This window comes from Brevibacterium luteolum (genome assembly GCF_025147615.1).
Classification (GTDB): domain Bacteria; phylum Actinomycetota; class Actinomycetes; order Actinomycetales; family Brevibacteriaceae; genus Brevibacterium; species Brevibacterium luteolum.
Map to the genome: position 1 here is coordinate 1 of NZ_JALXPM010000032.1, position 14943 is coordinate 14943.

Annotated in this window: 10 protein-coding genes; 1 reads left to right on the forward strand and 9 read right to left on the reverse strand. The window is 66.4% G+C overall.

Annotated elements, in window-relative coordinates; translation table 11 throughout:
* Nucleotides 1–46: 46 nt before the first annotated feature.
* Both M3C25_RS08995 and M3C25_RS09000 read right to left on the reverse strand, forming a co-directional pair.
* Nucleotides 47–1621, reverse strand: a complete 1575-nt coding sequence (locus M3C25_RS08995; protein WP_259856004.1) for an alanine/glycine:cation symporter family protein — start codon at nt 1619–1621, stop codon at nt 47–49.
* 352 nt (nt 1622–1973) lie between these two features.
* The gene (locus M3C25_RS09000; protein WP_259856006.1) at nt 1974–5090 is read right to left on the reverse strand and encodes an Rne/Rng family ribonuclease; all 3117 of its coding nucleotides are present in this window, start codon (nt 5088–5090) and stop codon (nt 1974–1976) included.
* Nucleotides 5091–5455: 365 nt separating this feature from the next.
* On the opposite strand from M3C25_RS09000, the gene M3C25_RS09005 reads away from it, so the two are divergent.
* Nucleotides 5456–6127: a vitamin K epoxide reductase family protein gene (locus tag M3C25_RS09005; protein ID WP_257994976.1), complete on the forward strand. Its 672-nt coding sequence runs from the start codon at nt 5456–5458 to the stop codon at nt 6125–6127.
* A gap of 75 nt (nt 6128–6202) precedes the next feature.
* Here the strand turns inward: M3C25_RS09005 and ndk are convergent, their stop codons facing one another.
* The 7 genes from ndk to M3C25_RS09040 all read right to left on the reverse strand — a co-directional run bounded on the left by ndk (nt 6203) and on the right by M3C25_RS09040 (nt 14918).
* Complete coding sequence (ndk, locus tag M3C25_RS09010; RefSeq protein ID WP_170273974.1) at nt 6203–6640, reverse strand: nucleoside-diphosphate kinase; 438 nt, start codon at nt 6638–6640, stop codon at nt 6203–6205.
* A 100-nt stretch (nt 6641–6740) separates the two neighbouring features.
* The gene (locus M3C25_RS09015; protein WP_257994974.1) at nt 6741–7181 is read right to left on the reverse strand and encodes a DUF4233 domain-containing protein; all 441 of its coding nucleotides are present in this window, start codon (nt 7179–7181) and stop codon (nt 6741–6743) included.
* Complete coding sequence (locus tag M3C25_RS09020; RefSeq protein WP_259856009.1) at nt 7178–8749, reverse strand: bifunctional folylpolyglutamate synthase/dihydrofolate synthase; 1572 nt, start codon at nt 8747–8749, stop codon at nt 7178–7180. The genes M3C25_RS09015 and M3C25_RS09020 overlap by 4 nt, the downstream gene beginning before the upstream one ends.
* Nucleotides 8746–12015 carry an isoleucine--tRNA ligase gene (gene ileS / locus M3C25_RS09025; RefSeq protein ID WP_259856011.1) on the reverse strand — a complete coding sequence of 1090 codons (3270 nt, stop codon included), beginning with the start codon at nt 12013–12015 and terminating at the stop codon, nt 8746–8748. Before ileS ends, M3C25_RS09020 begins: the two co-directional genes overlap by 4 nt.
* Before the next feature lie 500 nt (nt 12016–12515).
* Nucleotides 12516–12794 (reverse strand): hypothetical protein, encoded by a 279-nt coding sequence (locus M3C25_RS09030; protein WP_259856013.1) that lies wholly within the window; start codon nt 12792–12794, stop codon nt 12516–12518.
* A 116-nt stretch (nt 12795–12910) separates the two neighbouring features.
* On the reverse strand, nt 12911–13663 hold the full coding sequence (locus tag M3C25_RS09035; RefSeq protein ID WP_102159782.1) for an SDR family oxidoreductase: 753 nt from the start codon (nt 13661–13663) through the stop codon (nt 12911–12913).
* A 178-nt stretch (nt 13664–13841) separates the two neighbouring features.
* Nucleotides 13842–14918: an acyltransferase gene (locus tag M3C25_RS09040; RefSeq protein WP_257994973.1), complete on the reverse strand. Its 1077-nt coding sequence runs from the start codon at nt 14916–14918 to the stop codon at nt 13842–13844.
* Nucleotides 14919–14943 lie beyond the last annotated feature (25 nt).

Genomic DNA, 14943 nt, shown 5'->3' on the forward strand with positions numbered 1-14943 from the left:
GTCGGGCTCGGTGCCGGTCAGGTGCTCGCCAGCGCCGAGGCGGTGGTCACTTCAGGCCCTGGTCCTGACGGATCTCCTCCAGGTGCACCTCGTCCTCAGCACCGAGCTCGTAGAGCTTGCCGTGCTTGCGGTCGGCGAGGTACTGCTTCATCTCGCGCTTGACGACAGGCATGAGGATGTAGAGGCCGAGGATGTTGATGAAGGCACACATGAACAGCGCGGCATCAGCGAATGCGATGACCTTGCCGAACGATGCGACCGATCCGATGACGATGAACGCCATGAGGATGAGGCGGTAGACCAGATCGGTGGCCTTGCGGCGGCCGAACAGGTAGTGCCAGGCCTTCTCGCCGTAGTACGCCCAGGTGATGAGGGTGGAGAAGGCGAAAAGCACAACCGCGACGGTCAGCAGGATCGGCCACCAGCCGGTGATGGTCGAGAACGCATCCGAGGCCAGGGTGACACCGTCGACCGAGCCGCCGGCAGCGGTGGTCTCGATGGCCTCGCTGTAGGACGGCTGGTTGGCGATGATGATCGTCAGGGCGGTCATGAGGCAGACGATGACGGTGTCGAGGAACGGCTCGAGCAGGGCGACGAAGCCCTCGGAGACCGGGCGGCGGGTCTTGACCGCCGAGTGGGCGATAGGTGCCGAGCCGATGCCGGCCTCGTTGGAGAAGGCCGAGCGCTGGAAGCCGACGATCATGACACCGACGACGCCGCCGGCGATGCCCTCAGGGCTGAAGGCGCCGCTGATGATGATGCCGATGGCGGTCGGGACGAAGCCGATGTTGCCGAGGATGACGATGAGGCAGGAGACGACGTAGAAGATCGCCATGCCCGGAACGAGCTTGTCGGTGACCTTGCCGATCGACTTGATGCCGCCGATGATGACGAGGCCGACGAGCAGTGCGATGCCGATGCCGATGAAGAGGCGGACCATGCCGTCGCCGAGCGGGCCGTCGGCACCGCCGGCGGAGTTCTGCATCTGCACGACGGTCTGGTTGGCCTGGAACATACCGCCGCCGGCGACGCCGAACAGCAGGATGGCGATGGCGAACACGCCGGTCAGCGCCTTTGCGACCGGGCGGCTCAGGAACTTGAAGGCGATGGGCAGGTACTTGAACGGACCACCGTGGACAACGCCGTCCTGGTCGATCTCGCGGTACTTGACGCCCAGGGTGCACTCGACGAACTTCGTGGCCATGCCGAGGATACCGGCGACGACCATCCAGAACGCGGCACCCGGACCGCCCATGGCGATCGCGGCACCGACACCGGCGATGTTGCCGAGGCCGACCGTGCCCGAGACTGCCGAGGACAGTGCCTGGAAGTGGGTGACCTCACCCGGGTCGTCCTTGGAGGAGAACTTGCCGCGCACAACTTCGAGCGCGACGCCGAATCCGCGGAACTGGATGAAGCCGAAGTAGATGGTGAAGACGCAGGCTGCGATGATCAGCCAGGCGACGACGATCGGGAACGACACTGCTCCGATCGAGATGGGGTAGAAGATGACTGTTTCGAAACGGTCGACGAACGGAGCAAGGATGCCGTCGACCTTTTCTTCGATGGACGCATTTGCCGCCAGAGGTAGGAGTGTGGCGGCGCTCACAAAGGTGCTCATGAAGCAATAAGTTCCACGAATTCGCGGACCATCGCAACAGCTAACGGCCCTCATGGAACATTCAGTTACACAACCGTTATCTGCATCACACTTTGAGCACCGCTGAGACGCCTCTGCGCAGAACCAGAGCAAAGGGGCTGGACGATCCGCGAGTGCGGCGCTGACAGCGCTCTGACCAGGGAATACTTTTGTCCGGCAGGCTGGATTCGGGTTTCTGCGCTCGTGGTCGGCGGGGCAGCAGCATGCGACAGGGCCCGCCTCCGCACAGATGCGGAAGCGGGCACTGTCACGCGTGGGTCGGCAGCTGCGTCAGCCCTTCGCTGAGCTCAGCGCCGCCGGCTGCGTCGTGCGCTCAGTCGTCGGCGCCGATGATGAGGATCGGAGGCGCCGCGGCCTTCTTCTCCTCGGCCTTCTTCTCCTCGGCCTGCTGCGCAGGCTCTGTGCGCGTGGACTGCGCCTCCTCCTGCGCCGGCTCCTGAGTGACCGGAGCACGCTGCACAGGAGCCTCCTGCACGCGGGTCTCAGCGTCGGCACCGATCATCAGCGGAGCCGGACCGCTCGGCTCGGCAGGCTTGCGCGAGCGGCGGGAGCGGCTGCGCTTCTGCTTCTGCTCCCCCGCCTCGGCGGTGTCAGCGGTGCTGGCGTCCTGGCTGCCGGTGCTGGCGTCCGCAGCTGCGCTGTCAGATGCGCCGGCACTCTCCTGCGCGGCATCAGACTGATCGGCCTCGGCCTGCTTGGCTTCAGCCTGCGTGGCGTCCTGCTTCTTCGCCCGGCGCGACCGGCGCGAGCGTGAGGAGCCGCTGCCGCGCTGCAACTGGCCATCGGCGTCGCTCTTCTGCTCATCGGCCTTCGCCTGCTCGCCGGCATCGCCGGCCTGCGGATCGGCCTTCGCCTGATCCTCGGCCTTCGCCTGGTTCTCAGCGTTCGCCTTCGCGTCGTTCGCGGCCTCCGCATCGTCATCGGACTTCAGCGTCGCCTTGGCGATCGCAGCGACAGCTGAGCGTGAGGCGGACTGCTTCTCCTCGTCCTCGCGCGACTGGGCGTCCTTGTTCGAACGGCGGATGTCCTGGCCGCGGCGCTTGCGCGACTTGTACTGATTGCGCGCCGAGCCGTCCTCCTCGGTGCCCGGCAGCACGAGTCCGCGCCCGGAGAGGTCCTCGCCGGCGGCAGCCAGCGATTCGGCCAGGCCCGTGCCGATCCGCTTGCGCGTCATCTGCACGAGGCCCAGGGAGGTCACCTCGGCGACCTGGTGGCGGGTGCGGTCGCGGCCGAGGCACTCGACGAGCCGGCGCACGACGAGGTCGCGGTTGGATTCGAGGACCATGTCGATGAAGTCGACGACGATGATGCCGCCGATATCGCGCAGCCGCAGCTGGCGGATGACCTCTTCGGCTGCTTCGAGGTTGTTCTTCGTGACCGTCTCTTCGAGGTTGCCGCCGGAGCCGGTGAATTTTCCGGTGTTGACGTCGATGACCGTCATCGCCTCGGTGCGGTCGATGACGAGGGAACCACCGGAGGGCAGCATGACCTTGCGCTGCAGGGCCTTGTCGATCTGCTCACTGACGCGGTAGTGATCGAAGATGTCACCGTCCTCCTCGTAGCGGCTCAGCCGCGCGAGCAGGTCGGGGGCGACAGCCTCGACGTATTCGTGGATCGTCTCCCAGGACTCATCACCGTCGACGACGAGCGCACTGAAGTCCTCGTTGAAGACATCGCGGATGATCCGGACGATCATGTCCGGTTCCTTGTACAGCAGCTGCGGGGCAGTCGTCTTCGTCGATTTCGACTTCTTCTCGATCGACGCCCAGCGCTTCGACAGCCGCTCGATGTCGCGGCCGAGCTCGGTCTCCGAGGCGCCCTCGGCGGCGGTGCGGACGATGACGCCGGCGGATTCGGGCACCATCTGCTTGAGCAGCTTCTTCAGCCGCTGACGCTCGTTGTCCGGCAGCTTGCGGGAGATGCCGGTCATGTCGTTGCCGGGCACGTAGACGAGGAACCGGCCGGGCAGGGAGATCTGCGCAGTCAGGCGCGCGCCCTTGTGCCCGATCGGGTCCTTGGTCACCTGCACCAGCACGGAATCGCCGGGGCTGAGCGCGAGCTCGATGCGGCGCGGCTTGCCGTCCATACCGAGGGCATCCCAGTTGACTTCACCGGCGTAGAGGACGGCGTTGCGGCCCTTGCCGATGTCGACGAAGGCAGCCTCCATGCTCGGGAGCACGTTCTGCACCTTGCCGAGGTAGACGTTGCCGATGAGCGAGGCCTGGGCCTTCGACTCGCTGAGGTAGTGCTCGACGGCGATGCCGTCTTCGGTGACGACGAGCTGGGTGCGGTCGTCGCGGTCGCGGACGAGCATGGTGCGCTCAACGGATTCGCGGCGTGCGAGGAACTCCGCTTCGGAGATCACCGGGCGGCGGCGACCTGCTTCGCGGCCCTCACGGCGGCGCTGGCGCTTGGCCTCCAAGCGGGTTGAGCCCTTGACGCCGGTGACTTCCGAGGCGCTGGTGCCGCTGCCGGAGCCGGAGCCCGACCGGCTGCGGCGACGGCGACGACGGCGCGAGCTGCTCGAGTCGTCGTCAGAGTCACCGGAATCGTCGCTGCGGTCCTGCTTCTGATCATCGCGGTCATTCTGGCTGCCGCGGCTGCCGGAGTCGGTACTGTCGTCGGACTTGCTGTTGTCGTCCTGGCTGGAGTCGCTGTCGTCGCCGCGCTGGCGGCGGCTGCCGCGGTTGTCGTTATCGGAACCGGAGTCGCCGTCGTTCTGACCGCCTCGGCCGCGGGAGCGCTTGCCCCGTCCTCCGCGCCGGCGGCGGCGCGGCTGGTCGTCATCGCTGTCGTCGTCACGGTCAGAGCGGTCATCACGATCGCTGTCATCCGTGTCGTCGTCATCATCATCGTCGTCGTCATCCGGGGTCCAGTCAGGATCGACCTGCTGACCGAGCTCTGCCTGCGGGGTCTGGAACAGCAGGCCACCGCCGGCCGGAACGCTCACCGGCTGCAGCGGCTCGTCATCCGTTTCCTCCCGCGCGGCATTGAACCCGAACGAGAACGGGTTGCGCACGTCAAGGGTGACGGCCTGCTGTGCTGGGGTGTCGTCATCATCGTCGTCGGAGTCGTCGTCATCGTCCTCGGTGGAGTCACCGACGTAGGATTCGAAGATCAGGCCGCGGTTGGCGACAGCCGAACGCGCTGACTTTGGAAGCCCGGAGCCCTTGCGGCGAGTGGCTGCAGGTGCTGTCTGCTCCTCGGCAGCATCGGATTCATCGGCGCTGTCGTCGTCATCGGCTGCGTCACTCTGACCGGCGCGCAGCGATTCGGCTTTTTCGGCTATTTCGTCGAGGACGGCGAGTGCGTCATCGCGTGAGCTGGCGTCGTCTTCGGTGCGCTTGGCTTCGGACTGCGCACGCAGGTTTTCGAGATCGGCGAGAATGCCCTCTGTCGGATTCTGCTGATCCTCGGGTTCATGATTCATCTGTATAGAGCTCCTTGCCCACCGCAGCCGGCACACCTTCCAGCTGCGCCATGGGCGATGGCGGTGCCCGTCTCGCGGCGTCGCAGCCGTGCCGGCGGGCAGAAAAACTGTGGGTACACATGGGCTCGCGCGAATTGCGTCAGCGCGGTGGCACGCATGTGCCGCTTCAGCTTTGACCTGCGGGAGTCAGACCTCCGCTCGGTGGAAGCGGGCAACTGGCCGGGTGTGTTCAGCCTGTCGCCATCATCATTATGTCACAGGCACAGTGTGCCGTCCTGCAGCGGCGCAGGTTCAACTGTGGGCAGATCAGCCTCGGCATCCGGGCACACTTGTCGCGGACCGAACCGACACGGCATGCTGTTGGGGTGAATACTCCTCCTGCCCAGACACGTCCTGCGGCGTCCTCCCCTGCTTCATCCCCTGCAGCCGGACCGGCTGCCGATGCATGGTTCCTGCGCCGGCTGCCCTTCGGGATCTTCCTCATCATCGGATCGGTCATCGGTCTGTGGATGTCGTTCCTGCTCTCGATCGACAAGCTGCGCAAGCTGGAGAATCCCGGCATCACTCTGTCGTGCGATCTCAACCCGTTCTTCTCATGCGGGTCGGTCATGGAGTACCCGCAGGCACAGCTGCTGGGATTTCCCAATCAGTTCCTCGGCATCGTGGCCTTCGTCGTGCCGCTCATGTTCGGAGTGCTCGTCCTTGCCCGGGTCGAACTCCCCGGCTGGCTGTGGACGGGCCTGGCTGCCGGTCTCGGGGCGGGTGCGCTGTTCTGCATGTACCTCTTCTACACCTCGATCTTCGCCATCGGTGTCGGTTGCCCGTGGTGCATCGTGGTGTGGACGGTGACGATTCCGATGTTCTGCGTCGTGACCGGGTATGCGGCGCTGCGCGGTTTCTTCGGCGCCGGCGTGACGGCCAGTCCTTATGCCCGTGTGTTCGCCCAGCATGCGCTGCTCATCGGCGTGCTGTGGATGTGCATCGTCTACGGGCTCATCATCGTGAAGTTCTGGACGTTCTTCTCCGGGCTGCTCTGAAGCACTCGGCAACGACGTCGGGGCGGGATGCGCTGTGCGCGTCCCACCCCGAATCTGTCTGCGAAGCTGTCTGTCTCAGTCCTCTGGGAACCAGATGGCGATCTCGCGTGCAGCTGATTCCTCGGAGTCGGAACCGTGGACGAGGTTCTTCTGCACGTTGACACCCCAGTCGCGGGCGAAGTCGCCGCGGATGGTGCCCGGTGCAGCGGTCGTCGGGTCGGTGGTTCCGGCCAGTGACCGGAATCCGGGGATGACGCCGTGGCCGGAGGCCACGAGTGCGACGAGCGGTCCTTCGGACATGAAGTCCACGAGAGGCTGGTAGAACGGCTTGCCCTCGTGTTCTTCGTAGTGGGCGGCGAGCTGCTCCGCGGTTGCGTGGACGAGCTCGAGCTTCTCGATGCTGTATCCCTTGGCTTCGATGCGTGCAATGATCTGGCCGATGAGGCCGCGCTGCACACCATCTGGCTTGACGAGCACGAGCGTGCGTTCGGTCACCAGGTTCTCCTTCGTCATCAGTCGACGTTCCGTGCGCCGAGCAGGGCAATGCGGTGCCAGTCTATTGCATCACCACCGGGCGCACCCGGCCGGTGAGAATCAGCTCACACCGCGGGTATCAGGTGGTGGCTTCTCCCCCGCCGGTGCTGAAGTACTCGACGACCTCGCGGTCGATGCGCTTGCCCCAGTACACGGCGGCCGCGTAGAGGCCGGTGAAGACGAGACCGATGAAGAACATCGCCGGCAGCACGAATCCGCACGCGACGATGAGCACCTGACCGATCCACCCGAGCAGGATGCCAGGGCGCTTCTGGCCGATCCGGCGGGGCAGCAGGATCGCTGCGGCCAGCAGCACAACGGTGATGACTGCGACGCCGGCGATGAGCAGCGGCAGGCTGACCGGTTTCAGCCCGATGCCGGTGAGACCGGCGAAGTAGACGACGCAGATCTCTGAGATGAGGATCGAACCGCACAGCACCGGCAGCTTCGACTTCAGCGGCCCGTCGGGCTTGGGTCCCGGGTTGTCCCGTCCTGCGGCGTTCGGATGCTCGGCGGTCACTGGATGCCTCCCTTGCCCAGCAGTGTGCGGGCCTCGGCGACGGTCAGCAGCGAACCGGTCACGACGATCCCGGCGTGCCGGCTGTCCTGGCTGTTGACCAGGTCGATCGCGGCCATGAGAGCAGCGTTGAGGTCGGGGGTGTCGGTGACGTCCTCCGGGTCGAACCACTCAGCGGCAGCTGCTGCGAGTTCGCCGTGTTCGAGGGCTCGCGGAGAGAGCGCTTCGGAGACGACGATGCGGTCGGCGAACCGGTGGACGTATTCGAGGACTCCGTGCGGGTCCTTGTCGGCGAACATCGCGACGACAGCGACGACGAATTCGAAGTCGAACGCCTCGTCGATCGTGTCAGCGAGCACCTCGGCTGCGGCGGGATTGTGTGCCCCGTCGACGAGGATCGTCGGTTCGGTGCGCAGGATCTCCGCGCGTCCCGGCGAGGTCACCTGGGACATTCCCTCGGCGACGATCTCGCTGTTCAGCGGCTTGTCGGCATCGGCGAGGAACGCCTCGCACATGGCGATCGCCAAGGCGGCGTTGTGCGCCTGGTGCTCCCCGTGAAGCGGCAGGAACAGGTCCGGGTATCCGGAGTAGAGTCCCTGCACGTCGATGAGCTGGCCGTCGACGGCGCGTTCGCGCCCGCGCAACCCGAAGTTCTGCCCCGCCCACAGCGCAGGCGCACCCCGTGCAGCTGTCTGGACTGCCAGCGCCTCGGCGGCCTCCGCAGTTTGCCCTGCGATGACTGCCACCGGGTCTGGGGACGGAGTCGGGTCGATCGAGCGGTTGAGGATTCCCGCCTTCGTCGCGGCGATCTCGGTGAGCGTGTCACCGAGGTAGGCCTGGTGGTCATAGCCGATCGGCGCGAAACCGCACACGGCGGCATCGGCGACGTTGGTGGAGTCCCATTCGCCGCCCATCCCGACCTCGATGACCATGACGTCGACGGGCGCCTCAGCGAAGATCGCAAAGGCGAGCACCGTCAGCGCTTCGAAGAAGGTGAGCTTCGGACGGTCGGCGGCGACGAGCTCCGCGTCGACCATCTCCAGGATCGGAGCGGCAGCGTCATAGGCATCGACGAAGACGCGTTCGCTGACTTCCTCACCGTCGACGGCGATGCGTTCGGTGACCCGGTGCAGGTGCGGGCTCGTGAAGCGCCCGACCCGCAGCCCGGCCGCTGAGAGGATCGCATCGACCATCCGCGCCGTCGAGGACTTGCCGTTGGTGCCGGTGAGCATGACGACCGGAGCGCTCTTGTGCACGTCGCCGAGCAGTCGGCAGGCTCGTTCGGTCGCATCGAGTCGGCGCTCGACCTGTGTCTCCCCCTGCCGGGAGAGCAGCGCGGAGTACACGCGGGCCAGCGCCGAGGTGCCGCGTGCCTCAGCGGGCACAGCGGCCTCGGGCTCATCGTCGCCCTGGGAGGCGGCGACGAGCGCATCGACCTCGGCTGCGTCCGGGTCGTCGGGGACGAGTGGGACGAGCGGGCTGTCCTCGAAATCCGGCAGCTGCGGCACCTCGGTGCCATCGGGCCCAATGTCTGCAGCGTCAGTGCCGTGGACGGGGTCGTGTTCGCTCATGCGCGCTTCACCTGGACGGCCGCATCGGAGGCGAGTTCGCCGGCGGTGAAGACCTCCTCACCGCTGAGCCGCTCGCTCGTGGTGCCGAATTCGACGGCGAGCACCTCACCGGCAACCATGTCGCGGTGGGAGTCGACGGCCGCACGGACCTGCTCGGGGGCCGAGAGCAGCACCGTGATCCGGTCGGCGACGTCGAGGTCGAGCTGCTTGCGCACGTTCTGGATCGCTCGGATCGCATCACGAGCGACGCCTTCGGCGCGCAGCTCGTCGGTGACCTCGATGTCAAGGGCGACGAAGCCGCGATCCATCGCTGCCAGGGCAGCGCTCGTTGCCCCGGCGTCGGCGACTTCGTCGAGGGTGTATTCGCCTTCCTCGAGCTCGATCCCGCCGGCAGTGACGGTGCCGTCATCGGCGACTGACCAGTCGCCGGCCTTCGAGCCCTTGATCGCCGCCTGCACGTTCCTGCCCAGGCGCGGGCCGGCGACGCGGGCGTTGACGGTGAGCTTCTGTTCGAAGGTGAAACCGGCGGCAGCGGCCTGGTCGACGCCCATGACGGTGACGTCCCGGACGTTGAGCTCATCGGCGATGATCGACCGGAAGTCGGCGCCGAGCTCCTCATCGGTGGCCACCGTCAGGGAGGCCAGCGGCAGGCGCACACGCAGGTTGTTGGCCTTGCGCAGCGAGGAGCCGGTCGAGCAGACCTGACGGGTGCGGTCCATCGCGGTGACGAGATCGGCATCGGCGGTGAAAGCCTCAGCGTCGGGGTAGTCGGCCAGATGGACGGAGCGCTCACCGGTGAGCCCGCGGAAGATCTCCTCTGCGGTGAAGGGCAGCAGCGGGGCCGCCACACGCAGGAACGCCTCGAAGCAGGTGTAGAAGACGTCGAAGGACTCCCGCACTTCGGCGGTGCCCTCCCAGAAGCGCCGCCGCGAGCGGCGGATGTACCAGTTGGTGAACATGTCGAGGTGCTCGCGGACCAGTTCGCAGGCCGCCCACACGTCGTAGTCGTCCATCGCCTGCTGGAAGTCGACGATGAGGTCGTGGGTCTTGGCGATGAGGTAGCGGTCGAGCACGCGGGTGGACTCGTGACGCGGCTGCGCGGCATAGCCGCGGGTGCCGGCATCTCCGTCGGCGTTGTTGGAGTAGGTGGCGAAGAAGTGCCAAGCATTCCACAGCGGCAGGATCACCTGGCGCACGCCGTCGCGGATCCCCTGCTCGGTGACGACGAGGTTGCCGCCGCGCAGGATCGGGCTCGACATCAGGAACCAGCGCATCGCATCGGAGCCGTCGCGGTCGAAGACTTCGTTGACGTCCGGGTAGTTGCGCAGGCTCTTGGACATCTTCTGCCCATCGGAGCCGAGCACGATGCCGTGGCTGATGCAGTTGCGGAAGGCCGGGCGGTCGAACACTGCGGTGGCAAGGATGTGGAGGGTGTAGAACCAGCCGCGGGTCTGGCCGATGTACTCGACGATGAAGTCGCCTGGGAAGTGGTGTTCGAACCAGTCGGCGTTCTCGAACGGGTAGTGGACCTGGGCATAGCTCATCGAACCGGAGTCGAACCACACATCGAGGACATCGGGCACGCGGCGCATCGTCGACTGGCCGGTCGGATCATCCGGATTCGGGCGGGTGAGGTCGTCGATCCATGGCCGGTGCAGGTCCGGTTCGCCCTTGTCGTTGAGCGGCAGCCGGCCGAAGTCGGCTTCGAGTTCGGCCAGCGACCCGTAGACGTCGGTGCGCGGGTATTCGGGGTTGTCCGAGACCCACACCGGGATCGGCGACCCCCAGAACCGGTTGCGAGAGATCGACCAGTCGCGGGCGTTCTCCAGCCACTTGCCGAACTGGCCGTGCTTGACGTTCTCCGGCACCCAGTTGATCTGCCCATTGAGCTCGACCATCCGGTCCTTGAAGTCGGTGACCTTGACGAACCACGAGGACACCGCCCGGTAGATGAGCGGGGTGCGGCAGCGCCAGCAGTGTGGGTAGGAGTGCTCGTAGGTCTCATGCCGCACAAGCAGCGCCGAACGTCCGGCCAGCGGGCCGGTGTGGTCGCGCAGGTCGCGGATGATCGCCTTGTTCGCCTCGAAGACCTGCTGGCCGGCGTAGTCGGTAACCGGGGCTTCGAAGCAGCCGGCGTCGTCGACGGGACGAACGGCGTGGATCCCGGCGGCATCGGTGAGCACCTTGTCCTCCTCACCGAAGGCCGGTGACTGGTGGACGATGCCGGTGCCGTCATCGGTGGTGACGAAGTCGGCGGCGAGGATCGAGTGCATCGCCTCGCCGAACTCCTCCTGCCGGCCCTCGAAGTACCCGAAGGGCGGTTCGTAGCGCAGGCCGAGCAGATCGGTGCCGGTCATCTCGCGCACCACCTCGGGGTCCTCGCCGAGCTCGCGCGCGTAGGCGGCCACCCGGTCCTTGGCCATGATGAGGGTGATGCCGCGCAGGTGCTCAGCCGGCGCCTCGGGCCCGGGACGCACCGCGACATACTGGACGTCCGGGTGGACGGCCACCGCCTGGTTGCTCGGCACAGTCCACGGGGTGGTGGTCCAGATGACGACGTACTCATCGGAGTCGGCGAGTTTGTAGCCGATCGTCACCGCGGGGTCCTGGCGGGACTTGTAGACTTCCTCGTCCATGCGCAGCTCGTGGTTCGACAGCGGCGTCTGGTCCTTCCAGCAGTACGGCAGGACGCGGTAGCCCTCGTAGACGTAGCCCTTGTCCCACAGCTGCTTGAACGCCCAGATGACCGATTCCATGTACTCGACGTTGAGCGTCTTGTAGTCGTTGTCGAAGTCTACCCAGCGGCCCTGACGGGTGACGTACTCCTCCCACTCCTTCGTGTACGTCAGCACCGAGGAGCGGCACACTTCGTTGAAGCGGGCGATGCCCATGTCACCGATCTCGGACTTGTCGGTGATGCCGAGCTGGCGTTCGGCTTCGAGTTCGGCGGGCAGTCCGTGGGTGTCCCAGCCGAAGCGGCGTTCGACGCGCTTGCCGCGCATCGTCTGGTAGCGCGGGACGACGTCCTTGACGTAGCCGGTGAGCAGGTGGCCGTAGTGCGGCAGGCCGTTGGCAAACGGCGGGCCGTCGTAGAAGACGAATTCGTTCTGGCCCTCGGAACCGGCCTCACGCTGGTCGATGCTCGCCTGGAAGGTGTTGTCGGCGTTCCAGAAGCGCAGCACGTCGTCTTCGATGGCAGGGAACGACGGCGATGCGGTCAGGCCTGCAGCGGAGGTCTTCTGCTTGGGATAGATCTGATCGGTCATGAGCGTCCTTGATGCGGTCGGCGGTCCGGTGACGAGGACGACGCTTCCGCCGCGGTACCACCTCGCTTATCGGAGTTCTTCCCGCCGCCGAGGCGTGACCCGGGTGGGCGTGGGAGCTCTCCGATCGCTCATTTCCAGGCTGTGACGGGCCTACCCGTCCGGGTCTAGTGGGGCACCGGTTCCAGTTGTCTGGAGTGGTGCCTGTTCTTCCGGATGCTCCCCGGTGATGGCCGGATCGTCGCAGGAGACATCTTAGCGCAGATGCATGCAGATTCCGAACTGCACCGGTGGGTTGCCGAGCTCCGCTGCCCGGCTCAGTCCGCGCGGCTGGGGGGGCGGCGGGCTCGGCGGTGTCAGCAGCTGCCGCAGCGGTGTGTGCACGGCGGTCGCGGATGAACCGAACTGCCGCGATCAGCAGCATGACGAGAAGCACGCCCGTGTACCCCCCGCGCGAAGGACACGTCGAGCTCCGTGGCGCCGGAGAGGTGGACATGCCGGGCCTATTCGGCGGCGGCCATGATTCGCGCCGCTGCGACGAGCAGAAACCGGGCCCGCACCGGATGCATGCGGGGGCCGCGGCCGGCAGCGAGCACGAAGAGCGCCACGGTGAGCGCGCGCAGCCCGGCATCGAGGGCGCCCTGTGGCGGCAGTGAGGAGAACCAGCCGGCGAGGAACAGCGCTGAAGGAGCGAACAGGACCGCGGCTCGGGCGATGCCGCGCCAGCGCCAGCCGGTGGCAGGGGCGGTGCCCGGGTGTGTCTCCAGGGCTGCGTGCAACATCGGTTCCTCTCGTCACCCGGCCCGGCGGTTGCGGATGCGCCGCCGGGCGGGTGCTTCCAGGCCACACCGGGGCGCGCTCAGCGTCGTTACGGCTTTCGTCGCAGAGGAATACCGGTTCACAGCCCCTGGTGGCGGGCCACCTTGTGCTGGGCGGCCTGGGCAAGCGGCCGGACGACCATGAGGTCGACGTTGACGTGATGCGGGCGGCTGAGCATCCAGTCCACCGCGTCGGCAATGTCCTCAGCCGTCAGGGGATTCTCGACCCCCTCGTAGATCTTGTCGGCGGCTTCCTGTGAACCGAAGCGCTTACGATTGAATTCCTCAGTCCTGACCATGCCCGGGGCGATCTCCATGACGCGCACCGGACTGCCCGCCAGCTCGAGTCGCAGGGTCTGCGCGATGGCATGCACCGCATGCTTTGAGGCGGTGTAGGCACCGGCTGCCTCATAGGTGACGAGTCCGGCGGTCGAGCCCATGATGAGCACGTCTCCGCGCCCCGAGGCGGTCAGAGCAGGCAGCAGGGCGTTGATGCTGCGCAGCAGTCCGAACGCGTTGATGTCCATGGTCTTCTGCCAGTCGGTCACCGCGGCGTCGGCGATCTCTGCATGACCGTAGGCAGCGCCCGCGTTGGCGATGAGAGCGTGGACAGGGCCTGCAGCGATGACCTGCTCAGCCATCGCTGCGACGTCGTCATCACTGGTGAGGTCGGCGGTGATGACAGTACACCCGGTCTCGTCGGCGAGCGCGGCGAGCTTCTCGGTTCGGCGGGCGACTGCGGTGACGTGCCAGCCGCTGGCGGTCAGGCGGCGGACGGTGGCTGCTCCGATCCCGGAGCTGGCTCCGGTCACTACTGCGCGCAGGGTCGTCATCGTGGCATCTCCTCATGAGCCGGATGTGGTGTCGTCTCCATCCTTGCCGCAGGCCTGGCCCTGCACAAGGTGGCGAGCGTCCTCCCGCTGCCGGTAACGACCGCGCGCCGGCCTGCCGTCGTCCCGACAGTCGGCGGGCTGAAGACGAGCACGAGCATGGCTGGTCTCCCCCGGTGTCTCAGCCGCGGGTGAGGAACGGTTTGCCGGCGCCGAAGGCTCCGCGTACGAACGGGATCTTGAGCATCAGCCAGGTGATGGCCGTGCAGATGAGTGTGTAGATGATCGGCAGGACGAGTCCGTGGAACAGCACAGAGCCGACCGTGTTGGGGTGGCCGATGACCTGCCGCATGGGGAACAGGATGAGCGGGTGGAGGAGGAAGACGCCGAATGAGTACGGGTAGATCCTGGTGAGGAACCGCCAGCCGGTGCGCATGTGAGTGTGCAGCAGCACATAGGCGGCCAGCGACATCGGCACCACGAACGGGGAGACGTATTCGTAGGCGAACCGCCATGGCCTGTCCCCCGGCCCGATCGCAGACCATGCCAGGATCGCACTGTATGAGGCGAAGAAGACGAGCCACGCCAGGATCGTCTGTTTGCGGGTGAGGATCCAGTCGCGCAGCACGAAGCCCAGCACATAGTAGCCCATGAGCGGCAGGAACCGGGTGGCGGCGTTGGGCTCGCCGACGTCGAAGAACGTCGAGATGACGTGATCGGCCATCCCGATCGCCAGCAGAATCCCGGCAGTGCCCCACTGCAGGCGCTTCGTTCCGTGCAGCGACAGAAGCCGCATGAACGGAGTGAGCAGGATCAGTCCGGCGAGCACGTATAGGAAGTACAGCTGCACATACGGGGAGCCGGTGAGGATCGCGGCGATCGGGCTCCAGGTGGTGTGGATGCGACCTTCGTAGAAGAGACGGAAGAGGATGTAGACGATTGTCCACACCACCAGCGGGATGCCGATGCGGTAGAAGCGTTTGATGAGGAATTCGCGTGGCCGCACGCCGCGATCGGGGTCGAGGGCGAGCGCGCCGGAGATCATGAGGAACACCGGCACTGACCAGCGGGCGGTCGCGTCGATGAGGTTGGCCGACCACCATGTGGCGTCGCCGTGGGAGCTCAGATCGGTCTCGACGGTGGCGCTGACACTGTGGATGGCCACGACGAAGAGGATCGCCAGAGAGCGGGCCGGGTTCATCCAGGCAGTCGACGTTGCGTTCTCGGCATAGCGCGGGGTCGGCGGCAGGGGGCTCACACTCCTATCCTGACATGAAGCCGCT

What these genes read in the sequence shown, in the direction of transcription:
- ileS (WP_259856011.1), bottom strand. Translation starts at nt 12,015, where the DNA reads ATGACCGATCAGATCTATCCCAAGCAGAAGACCTCCGCTGCAGGCCTG.
- M3C25_RS09035 (WP_102159782.1), bottom strand. Translation starts at nt 13,663, where the DNA reads ATGACGACCCTGCGCGCAGTAGTGACCGGAGCCAGCTCCGGGATCGGA.
- M3C25_RS09020 (WP_259856009.1), bottom strand. Translation starts at nt 8,749, where the DNA reads ATGAGCGAACACGACCCCGTCCACGGCACTGACGCTGCAGACATTGGG.
- M3C25_RS08995 (WP_259856004.1), bottom strand. Translation starts at nt 1,621, where the DNA reads ATGAGCACCTTTGTGAGCGCCGCCACACTCCTACCTCTGGCGGCAAAT.
- M3C25_RS09030 (WP_259856013.1), bottom strand. Translation starts at nt 12,794, where the DNA reads ATGTTGCACGCAGCCCTGGAGACACACCCGGGCACCGCCCCTGCCACC.
- ndk (WP_170273974.1), bottom strand. Translation starts at nt 6,640, where the DNA reads ATGACGAAGGAGAACCTGGTGACCGAACGCACGCTCGTGCTCGTCAAG.
- M3C25_RS09000 (WP_259856006.1), bottom strand. Translation starts at nt 5,090, where the DNA reads ATGAATCATGAACCCGAGGATCAGCAGAATCCGACAGAGGGCATTCTC.